The 22,702-nt window shown below is 67.3% G+C and carries 17 protein-coding genes; 10 read left to right on the top strand and 7 right to left on the bottom strand.

Features of this window, described 5'->3' with window-relative positions; all coding sequences use genetic code 11:
• The first annotated feature begins 287 nt into the window (after positions 1-287).
• From NA3_RS21645 to NA3_RS21635, 3 genes are all read left to right on the top strand, one after another.
• Positions 288-1,499, top strand: coding sequence for an acetyl-CoA C-acetyltransferase (locus NA3_RS21645; protein WP_062965473.1), 1,212 nt, complete (start codon positions 288-290; stop codon positions 1,497-1,499).
• Between the two features lie 37 nt (positions 1,500-1,536).
• Complete coding sequence (locus tag NA3_RS21640) at positions 1,537-3,699, top strand: 3-hydroxyacyl-CoA dehydrogenase NAD-binding domain-containing protein (protein WP_062965472.1); 2,163 nt, start codon at positions 1,537-1,539, stop codon at positions 3,697-3,699.
• A 187-nt stretch (positions 3,700-3,886) separates the two neighbouring features.
• Positions 3,887-7,471 (top strand): serine/threonine-protein kinase, encoded by a 3,585-nt coding sequence (locus NA3_RS21635; RefSeq protein WP_062965471.1) that lies wholly within the window; start codon positions 3,887-3,889, stop codon positions 7,469-7,471.
• Positions 7,472-7,535: 64 nt separating this feature from the next.
• On the opposite strand, the gene NA3_RS21630 is transcribed toward NA3_RS21635, so the two are convergent.
• The 3 genes from NA3_RS21630 to NA3_RS38730 all read right to left on the bottom strand — a co-directional run bounded on the left by NA3_RS21630 (position 7,536) and on the right by NA3_RS38730 (position 11,390).
• Positions 7,536-8,855, bottom strand: a complete 1,320-nt coding sequence (locus NA3_RS21630) for a class I SAM-dependent methyltransferase (RefSeq protein ID WP_062965470.1) — start codon at positions 8,853-8,855, stop codon at positions 7,536-7,538.
• Complete coding sequence (locus NA3_RS21625; RefSeq protein WP_062965469.1) at positions 8,852-10,306, bottom strand: FAD-binding oxidoreductase; 1,455 nt, start codon at positions 10,304-10,306, stop codon at positions 8,852-8,854. The genes NA3_RS21630 and NA3_RS21625 overlap by 4 nt, the downstream gene beginning before the upstream one ends.
• A 445-nt stretch (positions 10,307-10,751) precedes the next feature.
• Complete coding sequence (locus NA3_RS38730; RefSeq protein ID WP_062965468.1) at positions 10,752-11,390, bottom strand: hypothetical protein; 639 nt, start codon at positions 11,388-11,390, stop codon at positions 10,752-10,754.
• Positions 11,391-11,527: 137 nt separating this feature from the next.
• Between NA3_RS38730 and NA3_RS21615 the strand changes: the two genes are divergently transcribed.
• Positions 11,528-11,962 (top strand): SRPBCC family protein, encoded by a 435-nt coding sequence (locus NA3_RS21615; RefSeq protein WP_062965467.1) that lies wholly within the window; start codon positions 11,528-11,530, stop codon positions 11,960-11,962.
• A 36-nt stretch (positions 11,963-11,998) separates the two neighbouring features.
• Here NA3_RS21615 and NA3_RS21610 read toward each other — a convergent pair whose 3' ends face one another.
• Genes NA3_RS21610 through NA3_RS21600 form a run of 3 tightly spaced genes read right to left on the bottom strand, consistent with a single transcriptional unit; the run spans position 11,999 to position 13,879 of the window.
• Positions 11,999-12,352, bottom strand: a complete 354-nt coding sequence (locus NA3_RS21610; protein ID WP_062965466.1) for a VOC family protein — start codon at positions 12,350-12,352, stop codon at positions 11,999-12,001.
• A 58-nt stretch (positions 12,353-12,410) separates the two neighbouring features.
• Positions 12,411-13,232, bottom strand: a complete 822-nt coding sequence (locus NA3_RS21605) for a MerR family transcriptional regulator (RefSeq protein ID WP_062965465.1) — start codon at positions 13,230-13,232, stop codon at positions 12,411-12,413.
• Positions 13,233-13,273: 41 nt separating this feature from the next.
• Positions 13,274-13,879 (bottom strand): hypothetical protein, encoded by a 606-nt coding sequence (locus tag NA3_RS21600; RefSeq protein ID WP_128145047.1) that lies wholly within the window; start codon positions 13,877-13,879, stop codon positions 13,274-13,276.
• 171 nt (positions 13,880-14,050) lie between these two features.
• Here NA3_RS21600 and NA3_RS21595 point away from each other — a divergent pair, with 171 nt between their 5' ends.
• Both NA3_RS21595 and recR read left to right on the top strand, forming a co-directional pair.
• Positions 14,051-14,389 carry a YbaB/EbfC family nucleoid-associated protein gene (locus NA3_RS21595; RefSeq protein WP_084491761.1) on the top strand — a complete coding sequence of 113 codons (339 nt, stop codon included), beginning with the start codon at positions 14,051-14,053 and terminating at the stop codon, positions 14,387-14,389.
• A gap of 21 nt (positions 14,390-14,410) precedes the next feature.
• Positions 14,411-15,019, top strand: coding sequence for a recombination mediator RecR (gene recR, locus NA3_RS21590; protein ID WP_039775474.1), 609 nt, complete (start codon positions 14,411-14,413; stop codon positions 15,017-15,019).
• A gap of 18 nt (positions 15,020-15,037) precedes the next feature.
• Here the strand turns inward: recR and NA3_RS21585 are convergent, their stop codons facing one another.
• Positions 15,038-15,679, bottom strand: coding sequence for a hypothetical protein (locus tag NA3_RS21585; RefSeq protein ID WP_062965463.1), 642 nt, complete (start codon positions 15,677-15,679; stop codon positions 15,038-15,040).
• 201 nt (positions 15,680-15,880) lie between these two features.
• Here NA3_RS21585 and leuA point away from each other — a divergent pair, with 201 nt between their 5' ends.
• The 4 genes from leuA to NA3_RS21565 all read left to right on the top strand — a co-directional run bounded on the left by leuA (position 15,881) and on the right by NA3_RS21565 (position 22,652).
• The gene (gene leuA, locus NA3_RS21580; RefSeq protein ID WP_062965462.1) at positions 15,881-17,707 is read left to right on the top strand and encodes a 2-isopropylmalate synthase; all 1,827 of its coding nucleotides are present in this window, start codon (positions 15,881-15,883) and stop codon (positions 17,705-17,707) included.
• Between the two features lie 589 nt (positions 17,708-18,296).
• Complete coding sequence (locus NA3_RS21575) at positions 18,297-20,108, top strand: MinD/ParA family ATP-binding protein (protein ID WP_128145675.1); 1,812 nt, start codon at positions 18,297-18,299, stop codon at positions 20,106-20,108.
• Between the two features lie 126 nt (positions 20,109-20,234).
• Positions 20,235-21,998, top strand: a complete 1,764-nt coding sequence (locus NA3_RS21570; RefSeq protein ID WP_062965461.1) for a hydroxysqualene dehydroxylase — start codon at positions 20,235-20,237, stop codon at positions 21,996-21,998.
• A 36-nt stretch (positions 21,999-22,034) separates the two neighbouring features.
• Positions 22,035-22,652: a pyridoxamine 5'-phosphate oxidase family protein gene (locus NA3_RS21565; protein WP_062965700.1), complete on the top strand. Its 618-nt coding sequence runs from the start codon at positions 22,035-22,037 to the stop codon at positions 22,650-22,652.
• Positions 22,653-22,702: the final 50 nt, after the last annotated feature.

Raw genomic sequence — 22,702 nt, 5'->3', positions numbered from 1 at the left:
GGAATACGTTAAGTTAACCGGAGTTCGCATCCCGCTGTACTATGAACGGGTGGTCGTCAGCATCGGTGCTACGAGGTTCTATGGTATGCCCAGGCATACGGGCGCCCCGGAGCCTCGTAGGTCGATGCATGTCGGCGTTTGTACAGCGTTATGCGCTCGGCGGACTTGTGGAGGGAACCGTGCGTGACCTCCCGGTTCGCCGGTGTGGTGTGCCCGAGGGCTCGCCGGGATCGAACACGGTCGGTCGGATGGCCGGTCGGCACCTTTAAGGAAGGAAACACTCCGATATGACCACAGAGGCCTACATTTTCGAGGCCATCCGCACCCCGCGCGGCCGCAACAAGAAGGGCTCGCTGCACTCGGTCAAGCCGATCGATCTGACGACCGGTCTGGTCCAGGAGCTGCGCAACCGCTTCCCGAACCTCGACGAGGACCGCATCTCGGACATCATCCTGGGTGTCGTGACCCCGATCGGTGACCAGGGTGCCGACATCGCCCGCACCACCGTGCTGACCGCGGGCCTGCCCGACACGGTCGGCGGTGTGCAGATCAACCGCTTCTGCGCCTCCGGCCTCGAGGCCGTGAACATGGCCGCGCAGAAGGTCCGCTCCGGCTTCGAGGACCTGGTCATCGCCGGTGGCGTCGAGTCGATGTCGCGCGTCCCGATGGGCTCCGACGGCGGTGCGCTGTTCGCCGACCCGGCCACCAGCTACGACCTCTACATCGCGCCCCAGGGCATCGGCGCCGACCTGATCGCCACCATCGAGGGCTTCACCCGCGAGGACGTCGACAAGTTCGCCGTGCGCTCGCAGGAACTCGCCGCGCAGGCGTGGTCCGGCGGCTACTTCGCCAAGTCGGTCGTGCCGGTCAAGGACCTCAACGGCCTGACCGTGCTGGACCACGACGAGCACATGCGTCCCGGCACCACCGTCGAGGACCTGGCCAAGCTGAAGCCGTCCTTCGCGGGTATCGGCGAAATGGGTGGCTTCGACGCCGTCGCGCTGCAGAAGTTCCACTACATCGAGCAGATCGACCACGTGCACCACGGCGGTAACAGCTCGGGCATCGTCGACGGCGCCGCGCTGGTGCTGATCGGCACCGAGGAGGCCGGCGCCGCGTCGGGTCTGACCCCGCGCGCCCGCATCGTCGCCACCGCCACCAGCGGCGCCGACGCCACCATCATGCTCACCGGCCCGACCCCGGCCGCGCACAAGGCGCTGGCCAAGGCCGGTCTGTCGGTCGACGACATCGACCTGTTCGAGATCAACGAGGCCTTCGCCTCGGTCGCGCTGAAGTTCCAGAAGGATCTGAAGATCCCCGACGAGAAGCTGAACGTCAACGGCGGCGCCATCGCGATGGGCCACCCGCTGGGCGCCACCGGCGCGATGATCACCGGCACCATGGTCGACGAGCTGGAGCGCCGCAACGCCCGCTACGCCCTGGTGACCCTGTGCATCGGCGGCGGCATGGGTGTGGCCACCATCATCGAGCGCGTCTGACGCCCAACCATCTAATTCTCCAGGAGAACGAAACACTATGACAGAGAACATGATCGGCTGGGAGAAGGACGCCGACGGCATCGTCGTGCTGACCATGGACGACCCGAACCAGGGCGCCAACACGATGAACGAGCTGTACAAGAGCTCGATGCACGCCACGGTGGACCGCCTGGTGGCCGAGGTCGACGACATCACCGGTGTCGTCATCACCTCGGCGAAGAAGACCTTCTTCGCCGGCGGTGACCTCAAGAACATGATGAAGACCACTCCGGAGAACGCTCCGGACATCATGGAAGAGCTCACCAGCATCAAGGCCGACCTGCGTCGCCTCGAGACCCTGGGCAAGCCGGTCGTGGCCGCCATCAACGGCGCCGCGCTCGGCGGTGGCCTGGAGATCGCGCTGGCCACGCACTACCGCATCGCCGCCGACGTCAAGGGTGTGCAGATCGGTCTGCCCGAGGTCTCGCTCGGCCTGCTCCCGGCCGGTGGCGGCGTCACCCGCATCACCCGCATGCTCGGCATCGCCGACGGCCTGATGAGCGTGCTGCTGCAGGGCAACAAGTTCAACGCGCAGAAGGCCAAGGCCAAGGGCCTGGTCAACGAGGTCGTCGGCAGCGTCGAGGAGCTCGTCCCGGCCGCCAAGGCGTGGATCAAGGCCAACAAGGACAACGCCGAGGCCGCCACCCAGCCGTGGGACCGCAAGGGCTTCAAGATTCCGGGCGGCACCCCGTCGACCCCGGCGCTGGCCGCCAACCTGCCGGCCTTCCCGGCCAACCTGCGCAAGCAGCTCAAGGGGCAGAACATGCCGGCGCCGCGGGCCATCATGGCCGCCGCGGTCGAGGGCGCGCAGGTCGACTTCGACAACGCGTCGCTGATCGAGTCGCGCTACTTCGTCTCGCTGCTGACCGGCCCGGTCGCGAAGAACATGATCCAGGCGTTCTTCTTCGACCTGCAGGCCATCAACAACGGTGGTTCGCGTCCGAAGGACGTGCCCAAGCGTGAGATCAAGAAGATCGGCGTGCTCGGCGCCGGCATGATGGGCGCGGGCATCGCCTACGTCTCGGCCAAGGCCGGCTTCGAGGTCGTGCTGAAGGACGTCTCCCAGGAGAACGCCGACCGCGGCAAGCAGTACTCGGTGAAGCTCGAGGAGAAGGCGCTCTCGCGTGGCAAGACCACCGAGGAGAAGTCCAAGGCGCTGCTGGATCGCATCCACCCGACCGCCGATCCCAAGGATCTGGCCGGCGTGGACTTCGTGATCGAGGCCGTGTTCGAGAACCCCGATCTCAAGGCCAAGGTCTTCCAGGAGATCGAGGACGTCGTCGACGCGGACGCGCTGCTGGGCTCCAACACCTCCACCCTGCCGATCACCCTGCTGGCCAACGGTGTGAAGCGGGCCGAGGACTTCATCGGCATCCACTTCTTCTCCCCGGTCGACAAGATGCCGCTGGTGGAGATCATCCGTGGCGAGAAGACCTCCGACGAGGCGCTGGCCCGGGTGTACGACTACACCCTCGCGATCCGCAAGACCCCGATCGTGGTCAACGACAGCCGCGGCTTCTTCACCTCTCGCGTCATCGGCACGTTCATCAACGAGGCCATCATGATGCTCGAGGAGAACATCGACCCGCAGACCATCGAGCAGGCCGGTCTGCAGGCGGGCTACCCGGCCGCGCCGCTGAAGCTGAGCGACGAGCTCAACTTCGAGACCATGCAGAAGATCTTCAAGGAGACCAAGGAGGCCGCCGAGAAGGACGGCGTCGCGATCTCCGCCGCGTCGCTGGCCTCGGGCCGCGTGGTCGAGACCATGATCGACAAGTTCGATCGCAAGGGCAAGCTGCACGGTGCCGGCTTCTACAACTACGCCGACGGCAAGACCGCCGGCCTGTGGGAGGGCCTGCGCGACGCCTTCAACTCCAAGCGTGAGCTGCCCGAGGGCGTCACGCTGCAGGATCTGAAGGACCGCATGCTGTTCATCGAGGCCATCGAGACCCAGAAGTGCTTCGACGAAGGCGTGCTGACCAGCACCGCCGACGCGAACATCGGCTCGATCTTCGGTATCGGCTACCCGGCCTGGACCGGTGGTGTGCACCAGTTCATCGTCGGCTACCCCGGTGGCACGGAGGGCTTCATCGCCCGTGCCGAGGAGCTGGCCGCGAAGTTCGGTGAGCGCTTCCAGGTGCCGGACTCGCTGCGCAAGTAAGGTTCTCGCCACGCCGAGATCCCCTGCGACGGCCCGGATCACGTTTCCGCGTGATCCGGGCCGTTTGCTGTCTCGTCGCCCTTATCCGCCGACGGAAACGGTCGCGAATCGAAGCGGGCGGAACTGTGTCCGGATACGCACGGACCGCGCTACGTTGGAATGAGGGCGGAACGTTCGAGGTGGCCAGATGAATCCACAGACGGGCAAGGTCCGCAGCGACGACGATCCCGCGGCGGACTCGGAGGCAGCCGCGGGGGCGAATACCCAGCGCTACCAACCGATTCGCATCGCCGACGAACTCGAGGCGATGGGGCTGTTCGATGCGCAGGAGATCGGGCGCGGCGGTTTCGGGGTGGTCTATCGCTGTGCGCAGCGGGCGCTGGATCGCGTGGTGGCGGTGAAGGTGCTGTCCTCGGAGATCGACGAGGAGAGCCGGGAGCGGTTCCTGCGCGAGGAACATGCCATGGGCCGGCTGTCGGGGCATCCGAATATCGTCGACGTTCTGCAGGTCGACGTCACGCCCAGCGGCCTGCCGTTCCTCGTCATGCCGTTCGCCGCGCACGGTTCGCTGGAACAGCTGATACGCGATCGCGGCCCGTTGAGCTGGTCGGATTCGCTGCGGGTCGGGGTGAAGCTCGCGGGTGCGATCGAGAGCGCGCATCGCGTGCACGTCCTGCATCGCGATGTGAAACCGGCGAACGTGCTGCTGAGCCGCTACGGCGAACCGCAGCTGACCGATTTCGGTATCGCCCGCATCCCGGGTGGTTTCCAGACCTCGACCAGCATGATCACGGGATCGCCGGCCTTCACCGCTCCCGAGGTGCTCAAAGGTGAGGAACCGACCGTGCGGTCTGATGTGTACGGTTTGGGCGCAACCCTGTTCGCGCTGCTGACCGGGCACGCCGCCTTCGAACGCCGCTCGGGTGAGCGCGTGGTCGCCCAATTCCTGCGGATCACCACCCAGCCGGTCCCCGACCTTCGCGAACAGGACATTCCGGCCGATGTGGCGGGCGTGATCGAAGCGGCCATGGCCCAGGATCCGGCCGATCGCCCGGCCTCCGCGCTGGAGTTCGGGCAGGAGATGCGCGCGGTGCAGATCGCGCACGGGGAAACCGCCGACGAGATGGCCCTGCTCGACGGCGAAACGACCGACGACCGCACCGCCGCCACCGAGGCGCCGCCCCACCCGATCACCTCGCGCCGCAGCCGCGCGGTACTGGGCCTGCCCGCGCTGCGCACTCCCGGCCCGCCCGCCCTCGCCCAGCCCCCGACGCTACCGCCCACGGCCGCAACGAAATTCCGCCCGCCGACCCCGGCCCGTGAGCCGATTCCCCGGCCGCGGCTGCTCGATATCCTGCGCACGGGCGGCCGCCGCCGGCTGGCCGTGATCCACGGACCGGCGGGCTTCGGGAAAAGTACGATCGCCGCCCAGTGGCGCGCCGAACTCACCGCCGATGGCATCGCGGTGGCGTGGATCGGGATCGACCACGACGACGACAACGAGGTATGGCTGCTGGCCCATCTGATCCAGGCCATCCGGCGGGTGGCGCCGGATATCGGTTCCGGGCTGGAAGAGGTGCTCGAGGAGCGCACCGCGGAGGCGGTGCCCTACGCGATCTCCACCCTGATCGACGAGATCCATGCCGGCGGGCAGGTCGTCGTGGTGGTGGTGGAGAACTGGGATCGGATCACCGACGAGGGCGCGCACCGGGTGATGGATGCGTTGCTGGAGAACGGATGTCACCATCTGCGCTTCGTGATCACCACCCGCGAGCAGGCCGGTCTGCCGCTGAGCCGGATGCGGGTGTGCGACGAGCTGGTCGAGATCGGCAGCCACGAACTGCGGCTCACTCTCGCCGAGACGCGGCAGATCCTGCTGGAGCGCAACAAGTTTCCGCTCACCGACGACCAGGTCGAGCAGATCCACGCCGCCACCGACGGATGGCCGGCGGCGATTCAGCTGGTCAGCTTGTCGTTGCGTGGGGACACCACGGGCGCGCCGGTGGATCCGGCGCAGCTGATCGCCCACCTGTCCGGCGGCAACCACGCCATCCGTGACTATCTGGCCGAGAACGTGCTGGCGGGGCTCGAACCGCGCATGCTCGAATTCCTGATGTCGATCTCGATCGCGGAGAAGCTCAACGGCGGGCTGGCCGCGGCGCTCAGCGGTGAACCCGATGCCGAGCAACTGCTGGAACAGGCGCAGCAGCGCGAACTGTTCGTCACCCGCGTCGAACACGATCCGGGCTGGTTTCGGATCCAGCCGCTGTTCGCCGAGCAGTTGCGTGCCCGGCTCGAACGAGTGCATCCGGGCAAGTTGAAGTCGTTGCATCGCAAGGCATCTCGCTGGTACGCCGAACATCAGCAACTGCGCAAGTCGGTGGATCACGCCTTGGCCGCCACCGATCTGAAGATGGCGGTGGATCTGGTCGAGAACGGCGGCATGGACCTGATCGACACCTCGCGCCTGGCGACCCTGCTCGGGACGGTATCGAAACTACCTGTGCAGCAGGTGACTTCGCGGTCGAAGCTGCTGATGACATTGGCGCGCGCGAATATCAACCTGCAGCAGTCCGGAGCGGCCCGTACGGCGCTGGGACGGCTGTCGAATATGCTCGCCCGCAGCTCACCCTCGGATGCCGATGCCATCCGGCAGCGGTGTGAGGCCGCGGTGTTGTCGGCCGCCGACCTGGTGGCCCGCGACCGCACCGACGGTGTGCTCGAGAAGGCGCTGCCGTGCCTGGAGGAGCCCCACGAGCTGCCGCCGTGGACGGTCTCCACCGCCGCGAACCTGGTGTCGTTCGTGCGGTTGTGCGACTTCGATTTCGACGGCGCGCTGGCGGTCCAGGACTGGGCCGCGCCCTATCACAGCAGGTCCAAGGATCCGCTCGGTGTGGTGCTGGGTCTGCTCAACACCGGCGCGGTGGCCTATGAACAGCTCGATATCGACACCGCTACCCGGTGTTTCGAGAAGGCCTGGCAGATCGCCCGGGAGCGCTCGGGTCCGCGCTCGCCGGCCGTGCGAGTGGCGGCGGCGCTGCTGGGGGAGCTGACCTATCGGCGCGGCGATCTGGAGGAGGCGGATCGGCTGCTCGAGCAGAGCCATCGGTTGCCGGCCCGGATCGGTGCGGTGGATTTCATGATCACCACCTTCGTGGTGGGCGCGCGGGTCAAGGCCGTGCTCGGCGACACCGAGACCGCGCGAACCCGGCTCGACGAGGGTGCGCGGATGGCCGCCGAGCGCAAACTCCCGCGCATGGCCGCCCATATCCGGGCGGAACGGCTGCGGCTGGGGCTCGTCGAGCCACCCGCCGGGCCGGAGCCGCCCGCCCCGGTGCTGCGCCATTCCACCGGTACGGCCGCCCTCACCGCGGAGGCCGAGGAGGTCGCGGCCGTGCGCGTGCTGCTGGCCCGGCACTATCGCGGTCTGGACGGGGCGAATGCGGCGGCCGAGGGCCTCGAAGCGGCGGTGAAACGCGCGCGCGCACTCTACGGCCGGATGGTCGAACAGAACCGTCCCCGTGCGGAATTGGATGCCGCGCTGCTGCTGGTCGAATGCCTGTCGGTCGCCGGCTGGAACGGCGAGGCGATCACCTCACTGCTGCCGGCGCTGGACCGCTGCGCCCGATTGGGCTGGACCCGGCCACTTCTCGACGCCGGTCCGGAATTGAGCTATCTGCTGCACTCGCTGCGCGACGATATGCTGCTCGCCGGCGAGGGCACCGGATCGTTCGATATTCCCCGGCCGTTCCTGAACGCGCTCCTGCACTGAGCCGGCGGGCCGGATTCGACAACGCGAATCCGGCCTGCGGGCAACACTTTTCGTGCCGATACGATCAGGCGTTCCACCACGGTCGCAGCGGCACGTCCCAGCTCTGCTTGTCCCCGAGCTTCATTCCGAGCACCTGGTGCAGCTGCACCACGTTGCGCTCGAAGCCCAGCTGGGAGCCGGCCATGTAGAGGCCCCACACCTTGGCGGTGCCCTCACCGACCTCCGCGACGCACTCGTCCCAGTTCGCGACCAGGTTCTTGCACCATTCGTGCAGGGTGAGCGCGTAGTGCGGGCGCAGATTCTCCTCGTGCAGCACCTCGAGCCCGATGTTCTGGATATCGGTGATGATGCGGCCGGAACCGATCAGCTCGCCGTCCGGGAAGACGTAGCGGTCGATGAAGTCGCCGGCCTTCGTCGTGCGGGTGTTGTCGGGACGGGTGATGCAGTGGTTCAGGAACAGGCCGCCGTCGCGCAGCTTGCTCTTGATGAAGCCGAAATAGCTCGGATAGTTCTGCACCCCGATGTGCTCGGTGAGGCCGATCGACGACAGCGCGTCGAAACCGGTTTCGGTGACGTCGCGGTAGTCGCTGTGGCGGACCTCGGCCAGCTCCTGCAGACCCTCCTCGACGATCTTGGCCTGCGCCCATTCGGCCTGTTCCTTGGACAGCGTGGCGCCGATGACCTTGACTCCGCGCCGGGCCGCGTAACGGACCATGCCACCCCAGCCGCAGCCGATATCGAGCAGCCGATCGCCTTCTTTGAGCCGCAACTTCTCGAACACCAGGCGGTACTTGTTCTCCTGGGCCTCTTCGAGAGTCTGGTTCTCATCGGCGTAGCAGGCGCAGGTGTAGGTCATCGACGGGCCGAGCACCAGTTCGTAGAACCGGTTCGACACGTCGTAGTGATGGTGGATCACCTCGGCGTCGCGATTCTTCGAATGCCGCAGCCCCTCGAGCGCGATGCGCCGCCAGCGCGGCAGCGTCTCCTGCGGCGGCGGCGCGATGGGCTTGAGGGCGTCCCAGCCCAGCGAACGCGCGATGGTGACCAGTGCCAGCGCCGAGGGGCGCCGGAACTTCAAATCGGTCATCGCCCTCAGGATGTCGTACGGGTCGCCCGGGTGGACGCCGTCGACCGCCATATCACCGGAGATATAGGCCCGCGCCATGCCGAGATCGCCCGGTGCGGTGGCGATGTAGTTGATGCCGCGCGGGGTCGTGATCTCGAGGCTGAACTTCGAATCGTCGGGTCCGGTGCTGCTGCCGTCGTAGGCGGAGAACCGGATCGGGACGCCGCCGTCGACGAGCGTCTCGAAGATTTCGGCAATGCTGAGTTTCGTTCCCAGCTCCGAGAACGGGGGCAGCTGGGAATCCTTGAATGTCGTCACTTGCGTTGCACCGCCTTCGAATACAAATCCAGCAAACGATGATCGGGGTCGTAGCGTTTTTTCAGATTCGCGTAGTGATCGCCTCCGTAGAGGCGCGCGAAATCGTCTTCTGCGTAGTAGGAATCCGAATAGAGGGACTTGTGGCCGTCCAGGCGCGCGACCTCCTCCTCGATCGCGCGATTGGCCGCACCCTCGATCTGCCCGGGCTGCTTCGGCACCGCCGACCAGAAACCGACGTTGACGTAGGTGCGATCCGGTTCCAGCGGATACAGCGGCCACGGACGCGACGGATCCTCGGGTGTCCCCGGTACTTCCGCACTGTCGCGCAGCCGGAGCGGGCACAGCCACAGCGGTTCGATCGGGATTTCGCGCAGGAACCAGTGCAGGAAATCGGCGGTGCGCTCGATCGGCACCTCGATGTCCTGCACCACGCGCTCCTGCGGCGGATTTCCCTTGCGTGCCTCGAGTTTGTCGCCGATGTTGTATTTGTGATCGAGCGCGATCAGCTTCCAGTAGAAGCTCGAACGGCGGTATCGCTTCGGCCAGAACCGGCGAATTTTCGGGTTCTGGGTGCCGAATGCCCGTGAGCACCAGAACCAGTCGGTGTCCCAGCGCCACAGATAGTCGTGGATGGTCAGCCGGTCGCGTTTGGGCTCGGCGCTGTCGTGCCGCAGGGACTGGTAGTAGATATCCATCCCGGTGTAGTCGCTGACCGGGCCGGGTTCGTCGGTCTGGCGGCCCAGGACGAGATAGCTCTCCTCGGCGGTGAATACCGCGCCGTCGAGATAGTCGACCCGCTCGCCGTCGTAGCTGCGGTCGGTGACGATCTGTGCCATGACGGCTTCGAGTTCGCGCAGATCGTGGAAACGCACATGGCGCAGCGCCACATACGGCTGCACCGATTCCAGTTCGATCTTCAGCCGAGTCGAATAACCCAGCGTGCCATAGGAATTCGGGAAGCCGCGGAAAAGATCGGCGTATTCGCCGTCCGGGGTGGCGGTGATGATCTCGCCCGCACCGGTCAGCACATCGATCTCGAGGACGGATTCGTGCGGCAGACCGTTGCGGAAGGACGTCGATTCGATTCCCAGGCCGGTGACCGCGCCACCCAGCGTGATCGTCTTCAACTGCGGAACCACGAAGGGCGCCAGGCCGTACGGCAGGGTGGCGGCGACCAGATCCTCATAGGTGGTCATGCCGGCCACATCCGCGGTCTTCGCCTGGGGATCGACCGCGATCACCCGGTTCAGACCCGAAACGTCCAGTCCGGGTGCGGGGTTCTTCGCCCGGGCGCGAAACAAGTTCGACGTCTTTTTCGCCAACCGCACGTTGGCATCCGAAGGAATCGCACGATAGCTGGCGAGCAGACGCTCGACACCTTCTCGGTGCGCGGCAAAACCTGATTCGCGTGCGGCCGGCGCGCGGCCGGCCTTCCCCAGACTCACTGCCACCCCCTGACGCTATCGCTCCCGGTTTCCCCCGGCCACCGCGAGGGTACCCGTGGGCGCGATTCTTCACGCATATGTTGCATTGCGTTCGATCACTGGACCGGTCCGCACTTGTGGGTCATCCGCCCAGCTCGCAGACATATTTCCGGACGGAATCGTACGGCTATACGCTGCCTCCGGATTTGTGACGAACCAGTCGAATTTCTTCACCGGTCCCGGAACGGGCGTTCCGGTTCCGGGGTGAACGGCTGCCGCAGAAGGTCCCGATCGGCCGTCCGCCGCGCCGACGGCCGATCCGTATTCGAGCGCCGATGATCGCGGACCGCGCCCGTCGCCGTCGCCACCGCTCTGCGGAGGGCTCCCGGCACGCCGGTGACAGCCGGTGAATGTGGAATGTGGAGCAGTCCAGGGGCGGAGCGATGGCTCGAGCTCGGTGCAACGGAAGAGTTCAGCGCGGCGGATGGCCGGGGTGAGCCCCTTCCGGGGCGGCCGGCGGATAACCGGGCGGCGTCGGCGGGTAGCTCGGTGCGGGTCCACCCGGCGCGAAATACGGTGCGGCAGACGGATATTCCGCGTAACCGGACGGACCCGAGTTCGGTGGATAGCCCGGCGCCGGTGGTGGGTAGCCGGTTCCGGCGGGCGCGTAACCGGGCGCGGGATAACCGGACGGATAGCCGGGCGGGGTGGCATGCGTCGCCGGATAGGCGGGGCCGGCGGGTGGATAGGCGGCCGGATTCGCGACCACCTGCATACCGTTCTTCCGACCGGAACCGCCCGAGCGGCGCAGTTCCCCGGCCAGGAACACACCCCCGCCGACGATCATCAACACGCCGAAACCGAGCAGCAGCCAACCGGTCCGCGTGTTGTCCGACGCCTGCTCGTCCATCGAGCGGGTGGTGCGGTGGCCGTGTTTGTCGACCTGGACGCACTGGTCCCCGGACCGCATGGTCTCACCGCCGCAGTCGACCTTGCCGTGACTGTTCAGCATCGTGACCGCGCCGACGATCATGACGACGCCGACGATCATGACGCCGACCCACTTGAGTACGTTGTTGACACGGCGCGCGCCGACAGCGACGTTCGACACCTCATCCCCCCGGGCGTAGCTCTGGGCAGAGCGAAACCGCGGCTGCCGGTCCGGAACTGCACCGGACGCGGCGTAGCATAGCCCCGCAGAACGGCCCGAATAAACCCGAACGAACCCGGATCGACTAGGAGCTCATTGTGGGACAGGTCAGTGCATCCAGCTCGACCGTCGTCGCTGCGGAACCGCAGCGTGCGCTGGAAGCGATCGCGGACTACCAGGATGTGCGGCCCCGCATCCTGTCTTCGCACTACCACGACTACAAGGTGCTCGAAGGTGGAAAGGGCGCCGGAACCGTCGCCGAATGGACGCTGCAGGCGACGCAGAAGCGCTCCCGCAACGTCCACGCGGTCGTCTCGGTCTCCGATTCGATGGTGACCGAACGGGATTCGAATTCCACGATGGTCACCACCTGGACCGTCACCCCCTCGGGGGAGGGTTCGCTGGTGACGGTCCGCACCAGCTGGAAGGGTGCGGGCGGGGTCGCCGGCTTCTTCGAGGGCATCTTCGCCCCGCTCGGCCTGAAGAAGATCCAGGCCGAGGTACTGGAGAACCTGAAGCGCGAGCTCGGTTAATTTGCCTCCGCTTCGCTCCGGCGGGATGGGCCCAGCTCAGTGCTGGTGGGCGATGTCGAACAGGTTGCCCTCGGGGTCGGCGAGGGTTACCCACTGCACGCCGTATTCGTCGAAGTCGCCGATGTGTTCGGCGCCGAGCGAGACCGCCCGCTCGATCTGGGCGCGCCAGTCCGGTGCGCTCAGGTCGAGATGGACCACGTTCTTGCCCGGGGTCTTGTCGGGGACCTGGATGAACATCAGCGCCGGGCCGCTGCCGTCACCGCGGCCGATCGAGGCGAAATACTCCGTAGCGTCCGCGTCCACGGGACGCTCCAGCAACTGTGCGTAGAAGTTCGCCAGGGCGGTGGCGTCACGGCAGTCGAAGGTGACGGCGGCCAGACTGATCGACATGAAATGTCCTCTCTTCGTGGGAAATTCGTGAATATGCCCGCAGGTCGCGTGCGGCCGATCACGCCGGTGTGATCGGCCAGCAGACCTCGGTGCGTTGCGCGGACGGGTCCGCGCAGTCCTGCGGGCCGACCACATAGATCTCGCGGATCGGCTCCGTCAGCGCGGTATCGTGTTCGGCCACATGCGAACCCAGCGCGCCGTAGGTGCGATCGAAGTCGGTGAACGGCCCGGCGTGGATCGCAATCGCGAAGCGGCGCTGCGGAAATCGCCGCACCGCGACCTCGCGGTGCTGGTCGAACGCGGCGCCCGGATCCGCTGCCAGCGGAGCGAACGCCACCACCTCGCCGATCTCGTTCTCGAAGAAGTCCGCCGAATACGTCGCCCCGCTCGGGCCGGCCGGGGCCACACCCGCCGCCGCGAGCACGTCGTACAGGCGGGGGAACACCGCCCCGCACCACTCGCCGATCTCCGCCCGCGACACCAGTGCGCGAATCGTCACGGCGGCGAACTCCGGAACCAGGCGGTACTGCACGTCGATCGGCGCACCGGGGGACAGCAGCGCCCGCAGCGATGCCACCACATCACGCGTCCGCAGCAACTCCGCTTCCATCCGCTCCAGATGCGCGGCCAGCGCGGCATCGCGGGTGGCTCGGTCCGGCGCCGCGAGGACCGCGCGGATCTGCGGCATCGGCATATCCAGATCACGCAGGCGGCGAATCAGATGCGCCTGTTCCACCTGCGCGGTCGAATACCGCCGATACCCCGAGCCGGGATCGACCGACACCGGCTCGAGCAACTCGATCTCGTGGTAGTACCGCAGCGTTTTCACACTGAGGTAGGTGAGGCGGGAGAACTCGCCGATGGAGACTGTCGCGGGCATGAGGACAAGCGAACACCCTCCAGCAGTGGGAGAGTCAAGCCCTATTGCTCGGTGAGGGCGAACGTCAGCAGCAGCGTGGTCTGGAAAAACCCTCTCCACCAGGAGTAACCGAACCAGACGCCGGGGGTCACCTGGCGGATCTCGTCGAGGATCTGGGGTGTGATCGAGGGGGCGTAGTCCAGGAGCCAGGCCGGTTGGCCGTCCAGGCGGGCGGGTCCGGAATAGACGTCGGCGGGAAAACCTTCGATACCGGCCGCGGTGATCCGGTTGGTCAGGGTGCCGCCGTCGGGTCCGGTGGAGAAGTTCTTGCCGATCCAGAACGTCGGCGCCACCGCCTCCATCACCGGCGGACGGGTCACCCAGCCGTTGGTCACCCCGGTCGGCACATCGCCGCGGGGCGCGTCCCGGAAGATCTGGTCCTGCTGTTCGGCCGAACAATGATTGCGCAGCGCGTCGACCGTCGCCGCCGGATTGTCGGTGTAGAGCACGCAGCCGCCGCCGTAATCGGTATCCGCCGACGCGGCCGGCGCCAAGACGGCGGATCCGTGCCCCAGAACGGCGAGCGCGACCGCGGCCGTCAGTGCCGAACTCCGCCGGACACGGCGCGGCGTGGGTGCGGATGTGGTGTGCGCAGGTGCGGAAGACATGTGTTGATCTTGATCCTGATACATAACCGGCCTCCACCGGATTGGCCCGACCCATGTGCCGACGTCCGGCCCCTGTTCCGATGGTAAAGGTGCCCGGCCGGGCCGGTACCGGGCTGGATCCAAACGTGACTACGCTGGTGCACATCCGCATCCCGCAGAGAGGACATCACCGTGGAGCCTGGTGGACAGCTCGATATGCAGGCACTGCTCGCGCAGGCGCAGCAGATGCAGCAGGCGGTGATGGCCGCGCAGGCCGAAATCGCCGCGACCGATGTGGCGGGTGAGGCCGGCGGCGGTCTGGTGAAGGTGACGATCAAGGCCAGCGGCGAGGTGCAGTCGCTGCAGATCGACCCGAAGGTCGTCGATCCCGAGGACGTGGAGACGCTGCAGGACCTGATCGTCGGCGCGGTCAACAACGCGATGGCCAACGCCCAGCAGCTGGCCGCCGAGAAGCTGGGCCCGCTCGCCGGCGGCATGGGCGGAGGTTCCGTGCCGGGCCTGCCGTTCTGAGCGGCCCGATAGGACATATCCGTGTATGAGGGTCCGGTCCAGGATCTGATCGACGAGCTGGGCAAACTGCCCGGCGTCGGTCCCAAGAGCGCGCAGCGTATCGCCTTCCATCTGCTGTCGGTCGAGCCGCCGGAGATCGATCGGCTGCAGTCGGCGCTGCAGAAGGTGCGCGACGGTGTGCGGTTCTGCGCGGTGTGCGGGACCGTCTCCGACGGCGAACTGTGCCGCATCTGCGCCGACCCGCGCCGGGACCGGACCATGATCTGCGTCGTCGAGGAACCCAAGGACGTCCAGGCCATCGAGCGCACCCGCGAATTCCGCGGCCGCTACCACGTGCTCGGCGGTGCGCTGGACCCGCTCTCGGGGATCGGCCCGGACCAGCTACGCATTCGAGAACTGTTGGCGCGCATCGGAAATCAGGAGGACGGTGTCGATGTCACCGAGGTGATCATCGCCACCGATCCCAATACCGAGGGCGAGGCGACGGCCACCTATCTGGTGCGCATGCTGCGGGATTTCCCGGGCCTGTCGGTCACCCGGCTCGCCTCCGGCCTGCCGATGGGCGGCGACCTGGAATTCGCTGACGAACTGACCCTCGGCCGCGCGCTGTCGGGACGGCGAACGCTCTGAGCACGGGGTGAGCCCCGATCAGAAGGTCACCGCCTCCCAATCGAGCGCGTCCAGACGGCTCCGATCCCCGGCGGTCCAGTCCCAGACCAGTGTCGCCACCTGGTCACCGTCCGCCAGCCGGACCGCGAAATGCCGGTCGGGTCCGCCGTCGCGATATTCCAGCGTGTACAGGCCGGGCTCGTCGCGATAGGTCTGGATGTAGACGTGATCGTCGCGTTCCACGATCAGATACGGATTCGGTTCTGCGAGCTCGGTGATCCACTGATGCGCGAGGCGCTCGGTCAGATACGGGAATTCACCCGCCCCGCCGTGGGTGACGGTGACGTCGATGCGATCGGTCGGATCGATCAGCCAGTTCAACTGCGGATCGTAGAGCGCGTAGTCACGCGGGGTCGCGAGCTCGAACAGCAGGGTACGCACATGGCCGATGGCGTCGTAGCGGGCGGCGACGTACAGCGCGCCGCCGGTGCCCTCGCCGCCGGCGGCGACACTGAGAAACGCCTCTTCCTCCGGCAGGGCCTCGTTGCGCCGGTTCACCTCGTCCGCGATCGCCGCCACGGCGTCGGTCTGCGGCCGTCCCTGCTGTGCGGCCAGGTAGGTCTCCACCGCATCGGGCGAGGTGGCGATGCCCGCGGGGAGCAGCACGTGGTCGTAACTCATCCGGCCAGGCTACGTGGCGGTGTGGCGAGGCTCCTTTTCCCTGCCGCGGACCGACCTGTAAACTGGCCGACATCATGCAGCGGGCACTCCTCCTCGGCCGCCGCGACGGGGTCTGAATCGGACCGGCTCCCGCCGCGGAGTTCAGCAGTGCCGGTCGACCCCAGAACTTGGGACACCCACCCACACCCTCGGAGAAACGCCATGTCACCCGCTGACGCCTTCGTATCCGGAACGCGCACCATCACCGCGCCCTCCAAACCCGCGCCCGCCGATCAGCCCGCGTGGAACAAGCAGAAGAACTCCTCGATGCCGACCTTCCGGTACCGGCCCTTCGCGGAGGAGGTCCCGGGCGGCAGCCCGGCATTCGACGCTGCGCCCATTCCTTTCGACCGCACCTGGCCGAACCAGGTCGTGGACCGGGCACCCGGCTGGTGCGCGGTCGATCTGCGCGACGGCAATCAGGCCCTGATCGACCCGATGAGCCCGGCCCGCAAGCGCCGCATGTTCGACCTGCTGGTCCGAATGGGCTACAAGGAGATCGAGGTCGGCTTCCCGTCGGCCAGCCAGACCGACTTCGATTTCGTCCGCGAGATCATCGAGGACGGCGCGATTCCGGACGACGTCAGCATCCAGGTGCTGACCCAGTGCCGCCCCGAGCTGATCGAGCGCACGTTCGAGGCGTGCCAGGGCGCCGCCAATGTGATCGTCCATTTCTACAACTCCACCTCGATCCTGCAGCGTCGTGTGGTGTTCCGCGCCGACCGCGACGCGGTGAAGAAGATCGCGACCGACGCCGCGACCCTGTGCCTGGAGATCGAGAAGCGCTATCCGGACACCAACTGGCGCTACGAGTACAGCCCGGAGTCCTACACCGGCACCGAGCTGGAATACGCCCGCGAGGTGTGTGACGCGGTCTCGGAGATCATCGCGCCGACTCCGGACAAGCCGCTGATCATCAACCTGCCGGCGACGGTCGAGATGGCGACGCCGAACGTGTACGCCGATTCCATCGAGTGGATGAGCCGCAACCTGGCCCGTCGCGATTCGATCGTGCTGTCGCTGCACCCGCACAACGACCGCGGCACCGCGGTCGCCGCCGCCGAACTGGGCTATCAGGCCGGCGCCGACCGTATCGAGGGCTGCCTGTTCGGCAACGGTGAGCGGACCGGAAACGTCTGCCTGGTCACCCTGGGGATGAACCTGTTCTCCCGCGGTGTGGATCCGCAGATCGACTTCTCCGATATCGACGAGATCCGCCGCACGGTCGAATACTGCAACCAGCTGCCGGTGCACGAGCGCCACCCCTACGGCGGCGATCTGGTCTACACCGCCTTCTCCGGCAGCCACCAGGACGCCATCAACAAGGGCCTGGACGCGATGAAGACCGCGGCCGACGACGCGGGCGCCGATGTCGACGACATCATCTGGGAGGTCCCGTACCTGCCGATCGATCCCAAGGACGTGGGTCGTACCTACGAGGCCGTGATCCGGGTGAACTCGCAGTCCGGCAAGGGCGGCGTCGCCTACATCATGAAGACCGACCACGGGCTGGTGTTGCCGCGGCGGCTGCAGATCGAGTTCTCGCAGGCGATTCAGAAGATCACCGACGGCGAGGGCGGCGAGGTCACGCCGAAGGAGATGTGGGACGTCTTCGCCGAGGAGTATCTGAACCCGGTGCTGCCGCTGGAGCGCATCCGGCAGAAGATGACCGCCGCCGAAACCGATTCCGGCACCGACACCATCACCGCGGTGGTGAAGGTGGACGGGGCCGAACAGGAGATCGTCGGTTCCGGCAACGGTCCGCTGGCCTCGTTCGTCGACGCGCTGGCGACCATCGGCTACGACGTGCGAGTGCTGGACTACTCCGAGCACGCGATGTCCTCCGGTGACGACGCGCAGGCCGCCGCCTACGTCGAATGCGCCATCGGAGACAAGGTGACCTGGGGTGTCGGCATCGCCACCTCCATCACCACCGCCTCGCTGCGCGCGGTCGTCTCCGCGGTGAACCGCGCACTGCGCACTCGCTGATTCGCGCGCGGCAACCTGCTCGACAGCCGGGACCGCCCACCGCCGGGAAGGCGGTGGGCGTTGTTCTGCGACAACCGGTCCGGTACGGGGTGCGGACGCTGTTCACCGGGGGACCCGTATTCGGCCAGCGTGCTAGCGTTGTGGCGCATTGGCCGCGAGCTCTCTGCTCGAACTCTGTCGAGCAGATGGGGGAAACGTGACGACTAACGACAACTCCACTTCACCGCCTTGGTTGCAAGGGCAGGGAATGGGCGATACAGCTGCCGAACAGGACAATCCGACCTCGCTGCCGTCGACGGACGAATCCGACGCGGACACAACGGCATCCGACGGGACGGCGAGCGTGACGTCCGAATCCGAACCGACCGGCGCACCCGCCGAGAAATCCGCGGAGCCCGAACACGCGGCCTCCGGGATCATTCCGCCGGTGCCCGACGGTATCGAACAGACCACGTTTGCGCCCGGCCCGCAGTTCGGGCCCGATGGCTTCGCCCCGCCCGAACAGGGCGGCTTCGCGCCGGGGCCGTTCGCACCGCCGGGTGCGAATCCGTATCCGCCGAATCAGGGTTTCGCCCCGCCGGGCTTCCCGATGAACGACCATTCCGGTCCGTTCGCCCCGCCGGGGGATCCGAACGGATTCCCGCCGCCGTGGGCGGGCGGACCCGGGCCGGAGGGTTTCGCGCCCAGCGGATTCCCCGGTGAGCAGGGTTTCGCGCCCAGCGGATTCCCCGGTGAGCAGGGTTTCGCGCCGCCGGGCGCCCCCGCCGATCAGGGTGGCTTCCCGCCGCCGGGTCATCCCGGCGAACCAGGCTTCGCACCGGCGGCATTCCCCGGTGAGCAGGGGGGTTTCCCGCCTCCCGGAAATCCCGGCGAACCGGGTGGCTTCGCGCCGGGCGGATTTCCGGGCGAGCAGAACGGTTTCGCGCCTCCCGGTGAGCACGGTGGTTTCCCGCCGCACGGAAACCCCGGTGAGCCAGGTGGATTCGCGCCGCACGGCAATCCGGGCGACCCGGGTGGCTTCGCCGCGCAGGGCAACCCGGGTGAGCACGGGGGCTTCCGCTCCGGTGCCGGCGAGCCGGGATACGGCGAGGTCCGGCAGGAGACCCCGTACGGTGAGATCCGCCAGGAGATCGGCGCCGACGGCATGGTCCGCCGGGTCTTCGACGACCGGCAGGGACCGCCGTCCGGTCCCGAGCAGCAGGGCGCGGACGCCGATGCCGGCGGCCAGATCTTCAGCTGGGCGCCGCCGCCGCTGCCCTCGACTCCGCCGCAGCAGCCCCAGCAGTATCAACCGCAGCAGCAGGGCGGCTGGCAGGGTGGTCCCGGACCGCAACAGCACCTGCCGCAGGGCTACCAGCAGCAGCCGCAGTCGACGTTCCAGCCGCAGCACATGACCCAGCCCGTGCAGCCGGGTAATTCGGTCAACGACCTGAATCTGCTCAAGCGGGCGCGGCGTTCACCGCGCAGCGGCTGGCGCCGCGCCGTGCACAAGGTGACCGGTGGCGCCATCAACCCGGGCGAATCGTCGGCCGATGTGATCTACCGCGAACTGGTGGATCGGGTCAATCAGCCGGTACGCGGCGACTACCGGATCGCGATCCTGTCGCTCAAGGGCGGCGTCGGAAAGACCACGACCACAGTCGGATTGGGGTCGACCTTCGCCTCGCTGCGCGGTGACCGCGTGATCGCCATCGACGCCAATCCCGACCTCGGGACCCTGGCCCACCGGGTGCCGCGCCAGACCCGCTCGACGGTCCGCAACCTGCTCGAGGATCAGCACATCAGCCGCTACTCGGATGTGCGGGCCCATACCTCGCAGGCGCCGAGCCGGCTGGAAGTGCTTGCCAGCGAACAGGACCCGGCCGTTTCGGAGGCCTTCAGCGAGGCCGACTACCGGCGCGCGATCGGCATTCTGCAGCAGTTCTACAACATCATCCTCACCGACTGCGGTACCGGCCTGATGCATTCGGCGATGGCCGGCGTGCTGGATATGGCGAGCTCGCTGATCCTGGTCACCTCCCCGGCCATCGACGGCGCGCGCAGTGCCTCGGCGACGCTGGACTGGCTCGAGCACCACGGCTACAGCAAACTGGTGGAGCGGACCGTGGTGGTGGTCAACGCCTCTCGCCGCGGCGCCTCGACCGTCGATCTGGACCAGTTGCGCAAACTGTTCCTCGACCGCACCCGCGCGGTGCAGGTGGTGCCGTTCGACGATCATCTCGCCGAGGGCGCGGAGATCGATCTGGAACTGGTCAGCAAGCCCACCCGCCGGGCGCTGTTGGAATTGGCGGCCATGGTCGCCGACGATTTCGGATATCACGTCCCGCAGCCGCCGTTCCCGGGGCCGCAGACGCAGTACCCGGGACCGCAGAGTCACTATCCGGGTCCGCAGGGCTACTGATCGCGCCGGGTACTTTTCTGCGGGGATTTCCTCCGCCGAATTGGTGCCCGGTGTGATTGTCACCCCAATCGATACGGGTCCCGGCCGCACCGCATACAGTTACCCGCGGTGTGGAGGTCCCGATAGATGGCAGAACAATACGGGGTCGTCTCGCGAAGGACGGTACTTCGCGGGGTGGCCGGCGCGGGTGTGCTGACCGCGGGCGCCATGGCGCGCCCGATTCGTGCGAATGCCGACCCCGGTCGGCGGGTCGCGATTTTCGGCGGTGGCGTCGCCGGACTGACCGCGGCGCACGAATTGGCCGAACGCGGATTCGACGTCACGGTCTACGAACGCCGGGCGCTGGGCGGTAAGGCGCGCAGCATTCCGGTGCCCGGCAGTGGCCGCGACGGCCGGTCCGACCTGCCGGGTGAACACGGTTTCCGATTCTTCCCCGGTTTCTATCACCACATTCCCGACACCATGCGGCGAATTCCGTTCGCGGGCAATGCCAACGGTGTCTGGGACAATCTGGTCCCGGCCGCCGAGGCGCGTTTTTCCCGCGCCGGCGCCGACGACACCATCGTGCCGATGGGCCGCGCCGGAAAGCCGTGGGCCACTCCGGACGATTTCCGGCAAACCGTTGCCTCGGTGATCTCCACCTCGATGAAGATGCCGATGACCGATGCGGCGTATTTCGCCAATCGGCTGCTGGTGTTCAATACGAGTTGCGACGATCGCCGTTTCGGCGAATGGGAGAAACTCGCCTGGCGCGATTTCGTGGGCGCCCGCGGCCGCTCGCAGGAATTCCGCATGCTGATGTCGCGCACGCTCACCACACTGCTGGTCGCGGCCAAGGATGATCACGCCAGTACCCGCACCATCGGTGCCATGGGTGAGCAGTTCCTGGGCAATCCGCTGGAGACCGGTAACGACGGACCGCTGGACCGGCTGCTGAACGGGCCGACCAACGAGGCCTGGATCGACCCGTGGGTGGCGCATCTGCGCGGATTGGGGGTGCGTTTCGAAACCGCCGAACTGCGCGGGCTGGACGTGCGCGACCGGCGCATCTCGGGCGCCCGGGTGGCCGGCGGCAGCGGCAGCGGCGGCGAGCGCGCGGTCGACGCCGACTACTTCGTGCTCGCGGTACCGGTCGAGGTCGCCCGTGGGCTGTGGACGCCGGAGATTCTGGCCGTGCAGCCGGAATTGGCGGCCATGGACGACCTGGTGGTGAACTGGATGAGCGGAATGCAGTTCTATCTGCGCCGCCCCACCCAGATCGCGCGCGGCCATACCGCCTACGTCGACTCCCCGTGGTCGCTCACCTCCATCGCCCAGAACCAGTTCTGGTCGCGCACAAGGCTTTCCGAATCCGGCGACGGTTCCATCCGGGACTGCCTCTCGGTCGACATCTCGGATTGGAACACGCCGGGCATCCTGTACGGCAAGCCGGCGATCGAATGCACCCACGACGAAATCGCCCGCGAGGTCTGGGCGCAGTTGCAGAAGCATCTGGAAGGTCGTGCCGCGCTGGAGGATTCGGACCTGGTGTCGTGGTTCCTCGATACCGGCGTGAGCTGGGATGCCGGGCAGAACCGCAATACCAACGCCGACCCGCTGCTGATCAACACCGCCGGTTCGTGGGCGGCGCGCCCGAATGCGCACGGAGCCTTGGAAAACCTTTTCCTCGCAGGCGATTACGTACGCACGAACATCGATCTCGCGACGATGGAAGGCGCCTGCGAGGCGGCTCGCACCGCGGTGAACGCGCTGCTGGACGTCGCGGGCTCGAATGCCGCCCGCTGCCGGCTGTTCGAACTGTATCGGGCGCCGCAGCTGGAGCCGCTGCGCGAGGCCGACCGTGCGCGCTACGCGGCCGGCCGGCCGAACATGTTCGACGTCCCGATGTAGGTGGCGGGCGGCGGATCTCGCGCGTTCAATGGGGTGATGAGCGAGATCACCAGCGCCGCGGAACTTCGGGAACTGCTCGGTGAACCGGCGCCGCGCGCCGCGACGAAGGAACGGACGCGCCTGCATCCGCGCGACCGGGAGTGGATCGCGACCGCGCCGTTCGCCGTCCTCGCCACCAGCGACGCCGATGGCCGGTGCGATGCCTCGCCGAAGGGCGATCCGGCCGGATTCGTGCACGTGATCGACGACCACACCCTGGCGGTCCCGGAGCGGCCGGGCAATCGCCGAGGCGACGGATATTTCAACATCCTGTCCAATCCGCACGTCGGCGTGCTGTTCCTGATTCCCGGGCGCAACGAGACGCTGCGGATCAACGGCCGGGCACGGCTGCTGCGCGAGGCGCCCTACTTCGACGACATGGTGGTCAAGGGCCACCGGCCGATCCTCGCCATCGAGGTGGCGATCGAGCAGATCTTCTACCACTGTGCCAAGGCGTTGCTGCGCAGTGACCTGTGGCGGCCGGAACACTGGCCGGAGGACTCGCTGCCCAGCCATGCGGTCCTGGTGAAGGAGGTACAGCGCAACACCACCGAATCGCTGGAAGAACTGCGGGACTACTACTCGCCGGAGAACTACCGGCGCATGCTCTACTGACCGGCTCCCGGCTGTCGGTCGCAGATCACATCGGCCGCTCGCGCGCGAGT

The organism is Nocardia africana NBRC 100379, from assembly GCF_001612635.1.
Classification (GTDB): domain Bacteria; phylum Actinomycetota; class Actinomycetes; order Mycobacteriales; family Mycobacteriaceae; genus Nocardia; species Nocardia africana.
The sequence above is the reverse complement of the archived record's forward strand: the minus strand, read 5'-3'. Positions and strand labels throughout refer to the sequence as shown.